The sequence below is a fragment of the Nannocystis sp. RBIL2 genome, from assembly GCF_026626745.1.
Taxonomy (GTDB): Bacteria; Myxococcota_A; Polyangia; order Nannocystales; family Nannocystaceae; genus Nannocystis.
Genome location: NZ_JAPNJW010000001.1, coordinates 5639194 through 5654587, shown reverse-complemented (window position 1 = coordinate 5654587; position 15394 = coordinate 5639194). Strand labels below are relative to the sequence as shown.

Annotated in this window: 17 protein-coding genes; 10 read left to right on the top strand and 7 right to left on the bottom strand. The window is 71.0% G+C overall.

Translation table 11 applies throughout. The features are described 5' to 3' along the window. The 4 genes from OV090_RS22515 to OV090_RS22500 form a co-directional block, all read right to left on the bottom strand. Complete coding sequence (locus OV090_RS22515) at positions 1 to 546, bottom strand: GNAT family N-acetyltransferase (RefSeq protein ID WP_267706135.1); 546 nt, start codon at positions 544 to 546, stop codon at positions 1 to 3. A gap of 46 nt (positions 547 to 592) precedes the next feature. Further along, the gene (locus tag OV090_RS22510; protein WP_267706133.1) at positions 593 to 832 is read right to left on the bottom strand and encodes an RNA-binding protein; all 240 of its coding nucleotides are present in this window, start codon (positions 830 to 832) and stop codon (positions 593 to 595) included. A gap of 220 nt (positions 833 to 1052) precedes the next feature. Beyond that, positions 1053 to 2666, bottom strand: coding sequence for a FecR domain-containing protein (locus OV090_RS22505; RefSeq protein WP_267706131.1), 1614 nt, complete (start codon positions 2664 to 2666; stop codon positions 1053 to 1055). Then, positions 2663 to 3289, bottom strand: coding sequence for an RNA polymerase sigma factor (locus tag OV090_RS22500; protein ID WP_267706128.1), 627 nt, complete (start codon positions 3287 to 3289; stop codon positions 2663 to 2665). Before OV090_RS22500 ends, OV090_RS22505 begins: the two co-directional genes overlap by 4 nt. 91 nt (positions 3290 to 3380) lie before the next feature. Here OV090_RS22500 and OV090_RS22495 point away from each other — a divergent pair, with 91 nt between their 5' ends. Both OV090_RS22495 and OV090_RS22490 read left to right on the top strand, forming a co-directional pair. Beyond that, positions 3381 to 3989, top strand: a complete 609-nt coding sequence (locus OV090_RS22495) for a hypothetical protein (protein WP_267706126.1) — start codon at positions 3381 to 3383, stop codon at positions 3987 to 3989. Positions 3990 to 4075: 86 nt separating this feature from the next. Then, entirely contained in the window at positions 4076 to 4504 is a 429-nt protein-coding gene (locus OV090_RS22490) for an HU family DNA-binding protein (RefSeq protein WP_267706125.1), read from the top strand. Positions 4505 to 4623: 119 nt separating this feature from the next. Here OV090_RS22490 and OV090_RS50805 read toward each other — a convergent pair whose 3' ends face one another. After that, positions 4624 to 6504, bottom strand: coding sequence for a PEP-utilizing enzyme (locus OV090_RS50805; RefSeq protein WP_267706123.1), 1881 nt, complete (start codon positions 6502 to 6504; stop codon positions 4624 to 4626). Between the two features lie 241 nt (positions 6505 to 6745). Here OV090_RS50805 and OV090_RS22480 point away from each other — a divergent pair, with 241 nt between their 5' ends. Together OV090_RS22480 and OV090_RS22475 are read left to right on the top strand one after the other, a co-directional pair. Continuing rightward, entirely contained in the window at positions 6746 to 7219 is a 474-nt protein-coding gene (locus OV090_RS22480) for a hypothetical protein (RefSeq protein ID WP_267706121.1), read from the top strand. Continuing rightward, positions 7216 to 7575, top strand: coding sequence for a hypothetical protein (locus OV090_RS22475; RefSeq protein WP_267706119.1), 360 nt, complete (start codon positions 7216 to 7218; stop codon positions 7573 to 7575). The genes OV090_RS22480 and OV090_RS22475 overlap by 4 nt, the downstream gene beginning before the upstream one ends. Positions 7576 to 7625: 50 nt before the next feature. Here OV090_RS22475 and ppk1 read toward each other — a convergent pair whose 3' ends face one another. Continuing rightward, positions 7626 to 9767 (bottom strand): polyphosphate kinase 1, encoded by a 2142-nt coding sequence (gene ppk1 / locus OV090_RS22470; protein WP_267706117.1) that lies wholly within the window; start codon positions 9765 to 9767, stop codon positions 7626 to 7628. Positions 9768 to 9789: 22 nt separating this feature from the next. After that, entirely contained in the window at positions 9790 to 10266 is a 477-nt protein-coding gene (locus tag OV090_RS22465; protein WP_267706116.1) for a phosphoglycerate mutase family protein, read from the bottom strand. Between the two features lie 130 nt (positions 10267 to 10396). Between OV090_RS22465 and OV090_RS22460 the strand changes: the two genes are divergently transcribed. The 6 genes from OV090_RS22460 to OV090_RS22435 all read left to right on the top strand — a co-directional run bounded on the left by OV090_RS22460 (position 10397) and on the right by OV090_RS22435 (position 15386). Further along, complete coding sequence (locus OV090_RS22460; RefSeq protein ID WP_267706113.1) at positions 10397 to 11338, top strand: DUF2079 domain-containing protein; 942 nt, start codon at positions 10397 to 10399, stop codon at positions 11336 to 11338. Next, complete coding sequence (locus tag OV090_RS22455; RefSeq protein WP_267706111.1) at positions 11311 to 12546, top strand: DUF2079 domain-containing protein; 1236 nt, start codon at positions 11311 to 11313, stop codon at positions 12544 to 12546. Before OV090_RS22460 ends, OV090_RS22455 begins: the two co-directional genes overlap by 28 nt. 117 nt (positions 12547 to 12663) lie before the next feature. Beyond that, positions 12664 to 13401, top strand: coding sequence for a hypothetical protein (locus OV090_RS22450; RefSeq protein WP_267706110.1), 738 nt, complete (start codon positions 12664 to 12666; stop codon positions 13399 to 13401). Between the two features lies 1 nt (position 13402). Next, the gene (locus tag OV090_RS22445; protein ID WP_267706109.1) at positions 13403 to 13936 is read left to right on the top strand and encodes a hypothetical protein; all 534 of its coding nucleotides are present in this window, start codon (positions 13403 to 13405) and stop codon (positions 13934 to 13936) included. A 10-nt stretch (positions 13937 to 13946) separates the two neighbouring features. Further along, the gene (locus tag OV090_RS22440) at positions 13947 to 14450 is read left to right on the top strand and encodes a hypothetical protein (RefSeq protein WP_267706108.1); all 504 of its coding nucleotides are present in this window, start codon (positions 13947 to 13949) and stop codon (positions 14448 to 14450) included. 402 nt (positions 14451 to 14852) lie between these two features. Continuing rightward, on the top strand, positions 14853 to 15386 hold the full coding sequence (locus OV090_RS22435; RefSeq protein ID WP_267706106.1) for a hypothetical protein: 534 nt from the start codon (positions 14853 to 14855) through the stop codon (positions 15384 to 15386). Positions 15387 to 15394: the final 8 nt, after the last annotated feature.

Below are 15394 nucleotides of genomic sequence, written 5' to 3'. Positions count from 1 at the left end.
TCATACTGGGGGGACGAGGCGACGCGCGAGATAGATGTCGTGCTGGCCGAAGCCGTTGGCGTCGGGCATGACGCCGATCACCGAATAGCCCAGCTGTCGATAGAAGCCGATGGGGTGCCCGCGCAGGTTCTGCAGGCGGGCGAGGTGGCCGATCACGTCGGGGTAGAGGTCGACGCCGGCGAGCGAAGTCAGCCCGAGCTCGTCGTCGGAGCCGACGAACATCGTATGGATGCCCATCGCGCGCACGCGATCCTCCAGGTCGCGCACCAGCATGGTGCCCACGCCGCCGCGCTCGCGGTCGACCCGGACCACGAGCGGGTGGATCTCCCACACGTGATCCGTGTACCGCTCGTTGGCCGCGGCCCAGCCGAGCAGGGTGTCCCCCGCGACCACGGCCCGCGCGATCCGGGCCGGGTCCAGCGCCGCGTCGACCTCCTCGCGCGCGGCCGCCACGTCGGGCCAGCCCTCGGGCATCCGCGCGTGCAGGAGCTCGGCTGCCTGCTCGAGCAGGTCCGGACGGTCATAGGTGAGATCGACGAGCTGCACGCGGGCAAGCTAGCCAGCTTTTGCCCGGAGCGACAAGCGTCGCGGCTCAAGCGTCTTCTGTGACGCTGATGGTGGCGCCGTTGAACGGCGTATTGTTCATGATAGCGATCGCGGCGGAGCCGGACTGCGTGTTCGTGAACTCGACGTGGGCGACGCCGGTCGACGCGCCCGTCTCGTCGACGTCGAGCTGGCAACGGATGATCGATCCGAAGCCGTCGAAGCCGGCCTTCACTTGTGCCGGCGTGGTGGTGGCGGACATATTTTCTACGCGGATGCGCTTCGGCATCGTTGACTCCTTTTCGATAAACTGAAGGTCGTCCCGCGGTCCTGGAGCCGCACGTCGCGGTGTAGCACGGCGAAACCGAAAGCGCCGGTCAGCTCGCCGCGTGGCGACTTCGCCGATCGTCAGTGTCTGGCCGCGGCGCATCCGTTCGAGGTGAACGTCGTGCCGAAGTCGCGAATCGTCGCGTCGTCGACGAGCGCGGCCTGAAGGCCGCAGTCGGGTGCTACAGCTCGGAGACCAGCTGCGGGAAGCGCTGGAGGATCTTGCCGGCGTACTTGCCGTCGGGGTGACGCCGCAAATAATCGCGGCCGTGCTCGATGGCCTCGTGGATGTCGCCGTTCTCGGTGCTGGCGAGCCACAAGCGGTAGCGCGCGAGCTCGACGTCGGCGTGGTCGGGGGCGCGGGCCAGGAACTTCTCGAACGCCTGCTTGGCGGCCGGGTAGTCGTTGGCGAAGTCCATGCGCAGGATGCCGATCAGGAGGTGGCCCTCGGCGATGTCCTCGTCGCCGTGCTCGCTCATGAATTGAGTGAGGCAGCGGGCCGACAGGTAGCGGGTCTCGGCCGACTCGTAGAGGCCCTGGCAATGGGCGAGCGAGGCCATGAGCTGATCGCGGCGCGAGGCCCGGGTCTCGCGCACGAGCTTGTCGATGAGCGCCTGGCCGTCGTCGCCGCGGACCTGGCGGCCGCGCTTGGCTGCGGAGGCGTGCGGACGATCGATGCGGGGGCGATCGTCGGCGGCGGGGGTGCGCACGACGATGTGCTCGAGGCGGCGCAGGCCGGGGACGTCGGGCAGACCGGGGACGACCCAGCTCGGCGGGATGGTGCCGTCGGCGAAGACGAACTGGCCCTCGCCGTCGCCGTCGCTGAGCGGCATGGCGAGGCCGACCTCGGGCCGACCGACGTCGGCGTAGGTCGAGCGGGCGACGTCGAAGCGATAGCCGGCGCTGACCTCGGCGAGCAGATCTTCGGTCTTGAGATCGAGGACCTCGACCTCGCCGCGCAACACTGCGACGGCGGTGTCGCCGTGGTCGTCGACCTCGACGGTGAAGACGGTGCCGACGACGCGGACGATCGCGGAGGGCGTGCGGATCTTGAGGATCGGATCGGCGGGCAGGCGCTCGTAGCGGACGGCGATCATGCCGCGGCGCAGGTCGAGCTCGACGAGGCCCGGATCGGCGCGCGTCCAGTGGACCTCGGAGCCGCTGCCGAAGTTGGCGAGGATCTTCCCGACCAGGCCGATCTGCATGCTGCTGCCCGGGAACACCTCGAAGCGGGTGCCGACCGGGAAGGTGTCGGTGGCGACGGGGCGCTCGCCCTCGGCGACGAAGCTGTTGCCGGCGACGACGCGGCCGTAGTCGGCCTGGGCGTGGTGATCGAGGCCGGCGGGGCGCGCGGGCTCGGCTCGCGCGGGCGGCAGGGCGGGCAGGCTGGCGAGCAGGTCGGGCGCGTCACCGCCGGCGTCGGCCGAGGAGGCGGGGCCGTGCGTCGGGCTGATGACCACCCACGCGAGCACGGCGGCGAGCGCGGTGACGCCGACGAGGCTGACGTTCTGCCTGTACCAAGGGACAGGTGCGGAGGCGCGGACCTTGCGGAGGATCGCGCCGAACTCGCGATCGCGGGAGACCATGCCGGGGCCCGAGCTGGCCGGGTCAGGGCCGCGGTAGACGGCGGCGAGCAATTGATGGGCGCGGCGACAGGCGTCGCAGCCGCGCAGGTGGGCGTGGTAGCGGGCGAGGCCCTCGGAGTGCAGGCGATCGCACACGACGAGCTCGGCGTCCTCGCGGCACTCGAGGCAGCCGTAGCGCGGAGCAGAGTCGTCGTGGAGCGCGTGGTTCATGCGTCGCCGTTGACGAGGTCGTGGAGGCGCTTGCGCGCGCGGGTGAGCCGGTCGCCGACAGTCGAGACCGGCTTGTCGAGGATCTGGGAGATCTCCTGCAGGGTGAGGCCCTCGTAGTGATAGAAGACGAAGACCTCACGCAGGTCAGGCGCGAGCCGCTGCAGCAGCCGCTCGGCCTCGCCGCGGACGTCGACGCGGCCGGTTTGCAGGTGCGCGTCTCGCCCGTCGGTCCACCACTGGAAGGCCGACTTGACGCGGTTGCGACGGAAGCGCTGGCGCAGCAGGTTGTGCGTGGTGTTGGTGGTGATCCGGTACAGCCACGTGCTGAGCGCCGAGTTGCCCTTGAAGGTGCCGAGCGCCGCGAAGGCCCGCGCGAACACGGTCTGGACGATGTCGTCGATCTCGCTGTCGGGCCCCAGCAGGCGATAGAGGTGGCCGCGGACCTGGGACTGGTGCGCCTCGTAGAACTGCCGCAAGGCCCGCGGGTTGCCGGCGCGCGCGCCGGCGAGGACGAGCTGCTCCTCGGTGGTGAGGTACTCGGGGGCGCGCGCCTCGGTGGAGGCGGCGGCTTCGGTGGTCGCGTCGGCGGCGAACAGATCGGTGATCGGCAGGGCCTGATCCATGGGGCGGGCGTTGCGTGTCACCGATCCGACAACCTTTCCGCGGAATTTTTCCGGGCGCTTCGCCTCACCATAGCAGGGTTACACTGGGGATGTGATCGATCCGGCGACGAGCGCGCTCTCGTCCTGGCGGGCCCGCTACTGGGACCGGCCCGTGGACCGGGCGACGTGTACGGCGATGGCCGCCAAGTACGCGGCCCTGGCCGCCCTCGAGGCGCTGCCCACCGGCGCGGCCCAGGACGCGGCCCTCCGCGCGGCGGCCGAACGCTGGCCAGGCTGCCTCCGCGAGTCGCAGCTGGCCGGTCCGGCTCGCTGTCAGACCCGTCATGAACAGGCGGCGGCCGGCCTGAACGGCGAGGAGCGGCCGCGTGCGCGCTGGCGCGAGGCCGGGGCCGCTCCGGTGGTGCTGTGGGCCGACCTGCATCCGCTGCTGGCCGATCTGCTGGCCTGGCGACGGGCGACGGCCGGCAAGGGCGGCCCAGCAGGGCTGCTGGCGTTCGTCAAGGGCACTCCGGCGGCCGAACGCTGGCCGGCGGATCCCGCGCTGCTGATCCGGGTCGGCGGTCCGCAGGCTCGGGTGCGCATGGCGTATGCCTGGCTGGCCGCCCAGGCCGGTCTGGACCTGTCGGCGCTCAACCTGGAGTTGTTCGGACGTGAGGGTCCGTGGGACGCCAGGGCAGGCGATCCGCCGCCAGTGCCCTAGCGGCCTCAGGGACCGTCTTACTGCTTGAGATCCCTCGTTTTTTCCGCCTAACATCATCGCCCCCGGCGGTCTGGGAGATCTGCGACGTGACCAAATCCGAACTCATCGAGCGCGTGTCCGAAGCTGCGAAGCTGACCAAGGGCAAGGCCGAGTTGGTCGTCGGGACGATCTTCGGAGCCATGACGGAAGCGATGGTCCGCGGCGAGGGCATCGAGATCCGCGGCTTCGGCAGCTTCACCGTGCGGCAGTACAAGTCCTACGAGGGCCGGAACCCGCGCACCGGCGGGTCGGTCCACGTGAAGCCGAAGCGCCTGCCGTTCTTCAAGGTCGGCAAGGAGCTGCGCGCCCGCGTCAACCTGTCGACCGCCCCGCTCGTCGAGGACGACGGCGACGACGTCGAGGTCCAGGAGCGCAAGACGGCCGCGCCCAAGCCGGTCGCCGCCGCCCCCGCAGCCGCGAAGCCGCGCCCGGCCCCCAAGCTCCGCGAGGAGCACCTCTCGGAAGACGAGATCTAGGCCGCGGAGGCGGCGCCGGGTCGGCGAACCTGGTTCAAGAGACAGGCCATCTAACCTGTTTGAAGGGACATGTCCGGCCGCGCGCCCGAGACCGGCGCCGGGCAGGAATGACCTGTGCTTCAGGACAGGTCGGGAGAGCGCGCGCGCAGGCGACCGACGCGGGTGTCGAGCTCGACCTCGAGGCCGTCGGGCAGCTCGCTGCAGCCGGTGCAGCCGATCAGCGCCGACAGGCCGAGCTCGCGGGCCATCAGCGCGGCGTGGCTGAGCGCGCCGCCGTACTCGCAGCAGACAGCGCGCACGCCGAGCGCCCGCAGAGCGACCGCCGCCTGGGCGGTGAGCGCCGGCAGGACGACCACTGCGTCGGGCGCCGGCGGGCGCGCGAGCAGGTCGGCGAGGTCGCTCCGCTGCGCCACTGCGCCGCGCATGGAGAGACCGACGGGGATGCCGCCGAGCCGCCGCCGCGGTGAGACGGGTACGGGCCGGCCGTCGAACAGAGCCGGCGGCGGCTGCAGCGAGGCGAACTGTTCTTGCTGGCGGCGGCGGGCAGCGAGATCGGGGAGGTCCCGGCCGGCGAGCGCCTCGCCCAGCTCGTCGGGCGCGAGCAGGAAGACGTCGTCGCCGAGCCCGAGGCGCCCGCCCGCTGCGAGGTAGATCCGCCGCAGCGGCGCCAGGCCGAGCGCGAACAGGTGGTCGTCGAGCTCGCGGACGAGGACGGCGGCCCGCTGCGGGTCGGCGGGATCGGCGTCGCTCTCGGGTCCGCGAGCGAAGGAGGCCGGGGGATCGCCGGTCGCGCCGTCGGCCTCACGGCCCGCGGGCTTGCGCTCGAGACATGTCGGATCGACCAGGTCGGCGAGGGCCGGGCTGGCGATGTCCCAGGCCGCGGGCAGGACGTCGAGGTAGTCGCCGCGGTCGTGCAGGGACAGGAGGGACCGCGGATCGGGCGCCGGGAGATCTCGCGGGAGCTCGACGCGCAGCTCGGCGTGGACTGCGATGATGGCCCGCAGGTGCTCGAGAGCGCGCGGGAGCAGCGGGCGGAGATCTCCGGCGAGGTCGTCGATGAACGCTTCGAGGGCCCGCCGCGCGGCCGGGAGATGGCGCCGACGCAGCTCGGCCAGAGCGTGATGCGGGTCGACGCCGGGGCGGCCGGAGGACGAGGCGCGCTCGTACAGCCAGCCGCCGAGGACGCGCAGGCCGGCTCCCTGTCCGATGAGCCAGGTGATGACGCCGGCGTGGGCGGGCGAGAGGACGGCGGGGTTGTGCTCGCCGTCCAGCTTCCACAGGCCGGGGAGGTCGGGGACGCGGTCCGCACCGGGGGCGACTGCGGCGAGGAAGTCGGGCCAGCCGGGCACGAGGGGGCGCGCGAGCGGCCGCGCCTGGACCAGCCACACGGTGCCGGCCGGGTCGACCACGAGCTCGAGGTCGAGGGCTGTCACTTCAGACATGACCTCTGCGACATGGTCGAAGATGCTGGTGATGGCGGCGGCCAGGGCGGGTTCGGCGAGCGCGAGCGGGCCGGACCAGCTCGGGCTGGCGCCGGCGGCGAGGGCGTCGGCGCGGGTGGGGTCGTGCAGCTCGAGCAGGCGCGCGCCGCCGCGGTCGGCGGCGGCGACAGCGAGCCAGCGGCGCTCGACCTGGCGCTGGACGAGCAGCTGATAGGTCGGGGCGCCGCCGCTGTAGCGCCGGAGCCAGGGATCGCCGGCGGCCTCGGCGATGGCGGCCGCCGCCCGCTCGATGTCGGCGAGGCCGTGGCAGTCGGGCACGGACAGGCCGAGGCCGGCAGCGGCGGCGTCGATGGTGTCCTCGCTCGTAAGCGCGGCCCGGACGATCACCGGACCGCCGGCCAGGAGGTCGGCGAGGCGCTCACGCACCGCGCTCTCTGCCAGCTCCTCTGCATTGCAGGCGAGGCCGGGCGGGACCGGAAGGCCGGCGCGGAGCAGGCGCGAGAGGACGGCCGGCTTGGGCGCGGCGTCAGGCCCGGGCGAGTCGCCGAGGACGAGCACGGCGAGACTGTAGCGGATGCGCGAGGACCGGGACGGACGACGTCGCGCTCGGCCTGTGACAGTGAAGCGCTCGGCTGCGACAGTCCTCGGGGGATGGCTTCGAGAGGCCACCGATGGCGCCGCGGGTGATGCGCTGTTGAAGACGACTGCGTCCAGAGGAGCGAGGATGGCGGTCGCGGGCGTCGTACCACCGGGCGGAGCGGCGGCTCGGCGGACGCGGGCGTGGTACACCGCGCGGGTCATGGACCTGCTGCTGCCCGGGCCGGGGCTGGCCGAGTGGTTGCTCGCCGCGCTGAGCGGCAAGAAGGTGGCCCTTTGGACAGGTTCGGACGCGGGCCGCGGGCGCGGAGGTCGGGCCGCGCGGGCGACCACGACGGCGCTGCGCCACCGGCTGGGATGGGTCCCGCCGGCGGGCGCGAGCGGGCTCGATGGCCTGGTGGTGGTGATGGCGCTCGGGGGCGTGGAGCCGCCCGCGGACGTGTTGCAGGTGGTGCAGGGCGGCGGCGTGTTGATCGAGCTGGCGCATCCGCCGGGGGTGCCGTGGTGGCGGCCGTCGCGATGGGCGGGGCGGGCGGAGCTGGTGCGGCGGGCCTCGGAGGCGCGGGCGGGCGTGTGGCTGGGACGTGGGTGCTACGCCGTCGAGCAGTGGGCGCCGATCGACACGCCGCGGCTGCTCGTGACGTGCGGGCGGGTCCGTGCGATACCCGGCGCATGAGCTCCGACTTTCTGACCGTCGAGGTCGACGACGCGACGTTCACCGAGCCGGTTCAGTTGACCTTCCGCCGGCTGGAGCCGCCGCAGCGGGTGCACACGGTCGACCTCGACGGCGCGGGGCCTCGGCGCGCGCGCGGGCTGCAGCGCCGGAGCGACGGCAGCCTCGACGCCGATGCGCCTGCGTGGGCCTGCCCGGTCGAGGACAGCGGCGCGGGCGTGTCGTGGCTGGTGTACGGCGGCAACGCCGGGCTGTGGCTGGCGCCGGCGACCGCGAGCGAGCCTGACCTCGAGGACAGCGGGCAGTTGGTCGAGACCTACGTGCTCGTCGACCGCGGCGACATCGTCCTGGCGGAGTGAGGCGAGCGCCTGAAGGTACATGTCGTCATGGACATGTCCTTCAGGACAAATCACTCGAGCATGTCCTGGCGGACCAGCAGGTCCTCGAGGATCTGGCGCTGGGCCTGGGCGGCGCCCTGGTTGGCGGACAGCAGGCGGAGCAGGGTCTCCTGGGCCGGGCGGGGCTCGTCGGGGGGCACGGGGGCGCAGCGGACGTAGCTGCCGTCGGTCTGCAGCTCCCACGCCTGGGTGTTATCGGCGAGGTAGGTCGTCAGGCCCTCGGTGACGACGCGGGCGCGCAGGGCCGGCTCTTCGATCGGGAACGCGGTCTCGACGCGGCGCAGCAGGTTGCGCGACATCCAGTCGGCGCTGGCGCCGTAGGTGACCTCTTCGCCGGCGTTGTGAAAGTGGTAGATGCGGTGGTGCTCGAGGAAGCGGCCGACGATCGAGCGCACGCGGATGTTGTCGGACACGCCCTGCACGCCGGGGCGCAGGCAGCAGACGCCGCGGACGATCAGGTCGATGGTCACGCCGGCCTGCGAGGCGCGGTACAGGGCCTCGATGACCTTGACCTCGGTGAGCGCGTTGAGCTTGGCGACGATGCGCGCCGGCTTGCCCTGGCGCGCGTGCTCGGCCTCGCGGTCGATCAGCGCGATCAGCCGGTCCATCAGGGTGAACGGCGAGACCAGCAGCTTGTTCATGCGCGGCACGGTGCCGAGGCCGGTCAGCTGCATGAACACGTTGTGCACGTCCTCGCCGATCGCGTCGTCGCAGGTGAGGAAGCTGAAGTCCGTGTAGAACTGGGCGGTGACGCTGTGGTAGTTGCCGGTGCCGAGGTGGACGTAGCGGCGGTAGCGGCCGTCCTCGCGGCGGACGATGAACAGCGCCTTGGCGTGGGTCTTGTAGCCGACGATGCCGTAGACCACGGTGACGCCGGCCTGCTGCAGGCGGGTGGCGAGGTCGATGTTGGCGGCCTCGTCGAAGCGGGCCCGCAGCTCGACCACCGCGGTGACCTCCTTGCCGGCGCGCGCCGCCTCGAGCAGCGCCTCGGCCATCGGCGAGTCGGCGCCGGTGCGGTAGAGGGTCTGCTTGATCGCCAGCACCTTCGGGTCGCGCGCGGCCTGGCGCACCAGCTCGAGCACCAGAGAGAAGCTCTCGTACGGGTGGTGCAGCAGGATGTTGCCGCGCCGCAGCTCGGCGAACAGATCGATCTCGGCGCCGGGCGTGCGCCGCGGGCCGGGGATGAACGGCGGGTACTTGAGCTCGGGGCGCTTGATGACGTCGTAGATCGCGGCCAGGCGGTGGAGGTTGACCGGGCCGTCGACGCGGTACAGATCGTCGGGCTGGAGGTCGAACTTGCTGAGCAAGAACTCCGCCATCTCCGGGGGGCAGGTGTCGCTGACCTCGAGGCGCACGGCGTCGCCGAAGTTGCGGGTGCGGAGCTCGCCCTTGAGCGCGTTGAGCAGGTCCTCGACGTCCTCTTCCTGCACCCACAGCTCGCTGTCGCGGGTGACGCGGAACTGGTAGCAGCCGCGGACCTGCATGCCGGGGAACAGCTTGTGGACGAAGGTGGTGACGATCGAGCCGAGCAGGGCGTAGCCGTGCGGGCAGTCGGCGACGCCGGGCGGCAGGAACACCAGGCGCGGCAGGCTGCGGGGGATCTGCACCACCGCGGTGCCGCTGTCGCGGCCGAACGCGTCGCTGCCGGCGAGCGCCACGATCAGGTTGAGGTTCTTGTTCTGGATGTTGGGGAACGGGTGCGACGGGTCGAGGCCGATCGGCGTGAGCACCGGCAGGACCTCGCGGTCGAAGTAATCCTCGAGCCAGGCGCTCTGCTCCGGGGTCCAGGTGTAGAGCTTGAGCAGACGGATGCCCTCGGCCGCGAGCGCGGGCAGCAGTTGCTGCTGCAAGAACACGTACTGCTCGCGCACGAGCTGCTGCGCGGCCTCCTTGAGCGCGCGCAGGGCGTCCTGCGGGGTCCGGCCGTCGGGGCCGACCTGCGGCAGGCCGAAGCCGACCTGCTCCTTGATGCTGGCGACGCGGATCTCGAAGAACTCGTCGAGGTTGGTGCTGACGATGGTGATGAAGCGCAGGCGCTCGAGCAGCGGCACGCGCGGGTCCATCGCCTGCTCGAGCACGCGGCGGTTGAACTCGAGCTGGCTCAGCTCGCGGTTGATGTAGAGACTCGGATGGGTGAGCTCGACGGGCGCCATGATCGCAGCGGGGCGCAGAGTATCAGGCGCCGAGCTTTCGCAGCATTTTCGGCAGAACCAGCGCCTGCAGCTCCATCGACCCCGGACGCAGCGGTCCGGAGAGCAAGGCGAACCCGCCCTTCCTGAGCGGAAACCGCTCGCCGCGAGCGATCTCACCGACCGTCAAGAACGCCAGCAGCGCGCTGAGGTGCGGCTCGTGACCGACCAGCGCGACGCGCTCGCCCTCGATGTGCGCGAGCATCTCGAGGTCCGGCGGGCGCGCCAGATCGGTCAAACTCTGGCTCTGGCCTTCAAGCAGAGGCTGCAAGAGCTCTGCGGTCTGGACCGCGCGCAGGAGCGGGCTGTGGTAGAGGCGGTCGAAGCGCCAGCCGAGTCGGCGCGCGCCCTTCACCGCGGCGGCGAACTTGCGCTCGCCCGCCTGCGTGAGCGGGCGTGACGCGTCGGGGCGGTCGGGTGTGGCCTCGGCGGCGATGGCGTGACGAACGAGAAACAGGAGCACGACGGGTGAAGTGTGCCGCAAAAGAGCGCGGCTTGCTGGGCTGCTGGGCCCGCTGTTACACTCCGCCGTCCGGAAAAAAGGCCCGGGAACGCGGTCCTTCGCCCGCGGCGGGCCCCGCGAGACAGGCCTTATGACGACGACACCGGAGACCGAACCGCCGAAGGGACGCCTGCTGCGGGCCATCGACGCGACGGTCGCGCAGCTGTGGAGCTGGGGTCCGCTGTACCTGCTGATCGCCATCTCGCCGGGGCTCGCGCTGTGGCCCCTGCTGCGCGCACCGGCGCTGCGCTTCGTCGTGAAGAACGACCTGACGATCGGCCAGCGGTACGAGGTGCTGGCGGCGATCGCAGCGTCGGTGGTGGCGACCACCGCGGCTTACGTCGCGATCTGGCGGCGCCGCCGGCGGACCGAGCCCGAGCTCGGCCTCGGCGCGTCGTTCGCCGCGACCAATCGCTGGGCCTTCGTGCTGCTCGCGGGGCCGCTGCTGATCGGCCTCAGCGCGGTCCGCATCGAGGTCAAGCACCCGGTCTTCACCTCGTTCCTGATGGCGGCGGTCACGGCCCTGGCGATGGTGTTCTTCTACCGCGCGCTCGGGCTCAAGCGGTTCGCGCCGCCGGAGGACCCGTTCGTGCCGGCGCGCGACGGGCGGCTGGCGCGAGGCGTGTTCGCGGCCGGGCTGCTCGGCTACTGCGCGCTGCTGTGCTGGTTCTCGCTGCTCGACCACCGCAACCTGGCGACGACGGTCTACGACCTCGGGATCTACGACAACTTGGTGTGGCAGACGGCGCACGGGCACTTCCTCGATTGCTCGCTGATCCGCGGCGGCAATCACATGTCGGCGCACTTCGACCCGATCTTGCTGCTGATCGCGCCGCTGTACCTGCTCTACCCGCACGCCGAGACGCTGCTGGTGGTGCAGACGCTGTGGCTCGCCAGCGGGGCGCTGCCGCTGTGGCTCTCGGCGCGGCGCCGGCTGAAGAACGAGTGGATGGCGACGATCCTGACGATCGTCTACTTCCTGTACCCCGCGCTGCACGGGTCAACATGTTCGACTTCCACTCGGTGGCGCTGATGGTGCCGCTGGCGATGTGGGCGGTGTACCTGCTCGACTGCGGGCATCTGCGCCGCTACTGGCTGGTGTTCGCGCTGCTGCTGGCGACGCGCGAGGACATGAGCCTCCTCAACTGCTTCATCGGCGCCTACGCGATCCTCATCAGCCGCACGCGCACCGGCCTGGTGACGATCGCCGTCAGCCTGATGTACCTCGCGTACGTCAAGGCGTTCGTGATGGCCGACTCGAGCCTGCTGATGTCGGCCGACAAGGCGTACTCGTACATCTACTTCTACGAGGAGATGATCCCGCACGAGAAGGAGGGCGCGCGCGGGCTGTTCACCACGCTGCTGACCAACCCGCTGTTCGCGCTGCTGGTGCTGTTCAAGGAGGAGAAGCTGCTGTTCTTCTTCCACCTGCTGCTGCCGCTGCTGGCGCTGCCGTTCGTCGCCGGCCGCAAGGTGGTGCTGATGCTCCACGGCCTGCTGTTCCTCGGCCTGGCCAGCCGCAAGCACCTGTTCTCGCTGCACTACCAGTACTCGGCGCTGCTGTTCCCGATGCTGTTCGCGGCGCTGCCCGACGGCCTCGCGCGCGCGGTCGACAGCGAGCGCCTGCGCAGGCTCGGGCTGGCGCGCGCCCGCGTGGCCTGGACGCTGCTGCTCGGCATGCTCACCGGCTCGCTGCTGGTGTCGTGGAAGCGCGGCGTGCTGTTCGAGAACGCGTCGTTCGTGGCCGGCTGGACCCGCCTCGAGCGGCGGCCGACGCAGCACATGTTGGACCGCTACGCGAAGGTGCAGGAGATCGTGGCGCGCATCGGCCCGGACGCGAAGGTGACGGTGAGCCACGAGATCGGGCCGCACTTCTCGAACCGGCGGTACGCGTACCACTGGCCCATGATTGCCGACGCGCAATACGTGGTCCTGTTTACCGACGTCTACAGCTTCAGCAAGGAGGACGACCGCCGCTACAAGCGGCTGGTCGAGCGCGGCAAGTTCCGCGTGCTCGAAGACACGATGGGGCTCATCCTGCTCGAGCGCGTCGAGGGCACGGAGCTGCCCGAGGAGCTCCGCGGCGAGCCCGGCGAGCGGCCGAGCGAAGACGCGGCGATCGAGGCGGCTTCGGGGCAGGCGAGCAAGAAGGCCCCGGGGCGCGCCGCCGGCTCCGCAGGCCCCGCGTCCAGCGCGAACGACGACGGCAACAAGGCCGAGGCCGCGACCGCGAGCCCGTGAGCACACGCGCGGGCCTCTCGCCCCGATCCTTGACGGGGGTGGACCTGGGCATTAGTTTTTGCGATGCGGCGCGGGAAGCCCGCGCTGCGAAAGACACCCATGAAGAGTCCACTGTCAATGGTTGCGGTCCGTCCTCTCGTTGTCGCGCTGTCGGCGGCGGTCGCGCTGGGCGGAGTCACCGGTTGCGAGTCGGGGCGCTCGAACGAGCGCTGGGTCGTCACCGAGGACACGCGCGTCGAGATCGACTGGGACGCGGTCAACCAGGCCTACCGCGACGCCGAGGGGCCGGAGGACTTCGAGAAGCGCGTCAACGAGATCTACACGGGCGACGAGGTCATCAGCATCTCGGTGCGTGACCAGGACGACAAGTCGCAGGTGGTCACCGGCTTCTTCGACAAGGACGGCGACGGCGGCGCCGGCGAGTCCGAGAAGATCTTCACGATCAAGCGCGACCTCGTCGGCGAGGGCGCCGCGAAGTACCAGATCGCAGGCGCCGGCCCGTACTCGCACTACCACTCGCCGATGTGGGACATCGCCGCGGGCATGATGCTCGGCTCGTTCCTCAGCAACATGTTCATGCCGGGCTACCGCCCGATGTACATGGTGCCGTACAACACCAGCCCGGCCCGCGCCGGGGCGCTCGCGGCTCACCGCGACAGCTATCGTTCGGCCAACCCGAGCAAGTTCCCGCCGAAGTCGGGCGCGAGCTCGGGCCGCTCGTACGGCAGCCGCGGCGGGGCGTGGGGCTCCGGCGGCTCGGGCCGCTCGAGCGGCGGCGGCGGTCGACGCGGCGGCGGGTTCGGCATCCACTCCAAGGGTGGGTCGAAGCGAAGCCGCGTGCTGCTGCGCGCCTGACATGAGCTCGCTGCGCGACCTGCCGTTCGAGCAGACGCCGCCGCTGGCGCTGTTCGGGCTCGACCGGGACGGCGACGTCCCGGTCGACCACGAGCACACGCGCTACGGCTGGTGCGCGCTGCCCGGGGTCGAGCTGGTCGGCGAGGACCAGACGCTGTGGGTCGAGTCGCCGCTGGTGCTCGCGCTCCACAGCCCCGACGAGGACGAGATCGCGGTGCCCCGCAGGGGCGGGGTGCCGAGCGACATCAACCTCGAGTTCACGCTCTCCGCCGAGGACTCGGCGATCGCGCTGCTGTCGGAGTTCCTCGCCGCGCGCGTGCCGGCGATCGTCGGCGAGGCCAAGACGATCGTGCTCGCGCTGTGCAACCCCCGGCGCGCGCGGATCTCCAAGCCGCCCGCGCTGGCCGGGCGGCGCATGTACTACGGGACAGGCGACGTCGTCGCCTGGCTGCGCCGCCGGCCCGGCGCGACCGACTGGTCGCTCGCCGACGGCGCGTTCGTTCAGCTCGCGGCCGCACGCTGGTACAGCTGCTGACAGGAGCACCATGACCGTCTCGCACGCCAAGAAGATCGTCTACGCCGGGATGTACGTCCTCAAGAAGCTCGACCTCAAGGGCGGCGAGGGCGGGATCCGCCTGCCCGTGCTGCTCGAGCCGCAGCACGCCCCGCTTGAGCCGGTGCTCGAGACGCTGGTGATGGACGGCTACATCGAGATCGATCGCAAGGCCCAGCTCTACAAGCTGACGAAGCGGGGGATCTCCTACCTCGGCAAGCTGATCGACGAGGCCGAGAGCTATATCGACGAGTTCGACGAGCAGGAGATCGCCGACATCGTCGACGAGCTGCGCGCCCGCAACATCGACCCGCTGCGCGTCCGCTTCCTGTGGGGCTGGTACCAGGGCGAGTTCGACGACGTGGCGATGTTCCAGGAGCGCCGCGGCTTCGTCGAGATCGAGCCCGACTGGCCGCTGTTCATCGTCAGCGATGATTTTTATGAGAACCTCGAGCTCGACGTCGAGGGCGACGAGCCAGACGCGCTGCCCGGGTGAGCTGGCGACATGTCCTGAGGGACATGTCGATGCGAGCGTGACCTGCTCGGCGGCGAGCCGAGAGCGTTGCCGGGGGGAATGGGCGACATGTCCGGAGGGACATGTCGCCCTTCTCGCGACTGCGCCTGCTCGGCGAGCGGCCGCGCTAGCGAGGCCGCGTAAGGAGCATCTCTCGCGGCCACGAGCGCGGACGAGTTCGCAAGGAAGGCCCTGAGCCGCGCGGAGATGCCGGCTCGGGCCGGTCCTGGCGCGCGACGTCATCGGTGGGCCTGCGATCGACAGCTGAGGATCCTTCACCGACGCTGTGGGGAGGCTTTGGCCTTCCCGGCGTCCCCGGGCGCCGGAGATTCATCTGTCACGGGCCGCACGGCTCGACGAGGACGTATGCGCGAACATCGAGGATTGAAGAAGCGGCGCCAGGGGGCAGGGTTGCTGGCGCTGGCAATGGCGCTGGTCGGTTGCGATTACTTCTACGACGTGACGGTGCCGGCGAGCGACAGCACCCCGCCGGTCGCGTGGGCGGCGGTCTATCGCGCGGAGGTGTACGAGGCGATCAGCGGCGGCACCCAGACGCCGCTGTCGTTCGAGGTCGCCGACCCGAACCTCTACTACCTGGTGATCGCCGCCGGCACCGACGCGGGCGGGACCCGGAAGGTCACCATGAACCACGAGTTCACGCGCACCTGTGTGCAGGGCGACCTCGGTCAGAATACGTCGGGGTTGCTCGCGCCGTTCGTGGACACGCAGTCGGGCTCGGTCGGGTCGACGGTGTCGAACGGGGTGTGGACCGGCCCGCTGGTCCGCCTCAGCGACTACGCGACCTGTAACCCGGGATGGACGCTGAGCTACGTGGCCTACGAATGGACCGCGACGGCCGAGGACTTCCACGGCAACACTGCGACCCATGGGTGGGCGCGGATGTATTGGACGCCCTGAAAATCGGA

Excerpts from the sequence above, each read along its gene's own strand:
- OV090_RS22455 (WP_267706111.1), top strand. The coding sequence starts at position 11,311 with ATGTTCGACTTCCACTCGGTGGCGCTGATGGTGCCGCTGGCGATGTGG.
- OV090_RS22460 (WP_267706113.1), top strand. The coding sequence starts at position 10,397 with ATGACGACGACACCGGAGACCGAACCGCCGAAGGGACGCCTGCTGCGG.
- OV090_RS22505 (WP_267706131.1), bottom strand. The coding sequence starts at position 2,666 with ATGAACCACGCGCTCCACGACGACTCTGCTCCGCGCTACGGCTGCCTC.
- OV090_RS22440 (WP_267706108.1), top strand. The coding sequence starts at position 13,947 with ATGACCGTCTCGCACGCCAAGAAGATCGTCTACGCCGGGATGTACGTC.
- OV090_RS22510 (WP_267706133.1), bottom strand. The coding sequence starts at position 832 with ATGCCGAAGCGCATCCGCGTAGAAAATATGTCCGCCACCACCACGCCG.
- OV090_RS22480 (WP_267706121.1), top strand. The coding sequence starts at position 6,746 with ATGGACCTGCTGCTGCCCGGGCCGGGGCTGGCCGAGTGGTTGCTCGCC.
- OV090_RS22450 (WP_267706110.1), top strand. The coding sequence starts at position 12,664 with ATGGTTGCGGTCCGTCCTCTCGTTGTCGCGCTGTCGGCGGCGGTCGCG.
- OV090_RS22445 (WP_267706109.1), top strand. The coding sequence starts at position 13,403 with ATGAGCTCGCTGCGCGACCTGCCGTTCGAGCAGACGCCGCCGCTGGCG.
- ppk1 (WP_267706117.1), bottom strand. The coding sequence starts at position 9,767 with ATGGCGCCCGTCGAGCTCACCCATCCGAGTCTCTACATCAACCGCGAG.
- OV090_RS22475 (WP_267706119.1), top strand. The coding sequence starts at position 7,216 with ATGAGCTCCGACTTTCTGACCGTCGAGGTCGACGACGCGACGTTCACC.
- OV090_RS22500 (WP_267706128.1), bottom strand. The coding sequence starts at position 3,289 with ATGGATCAGGCCCTGCCGATCACCGATCTGTTCGCCGCCGACGCGACC.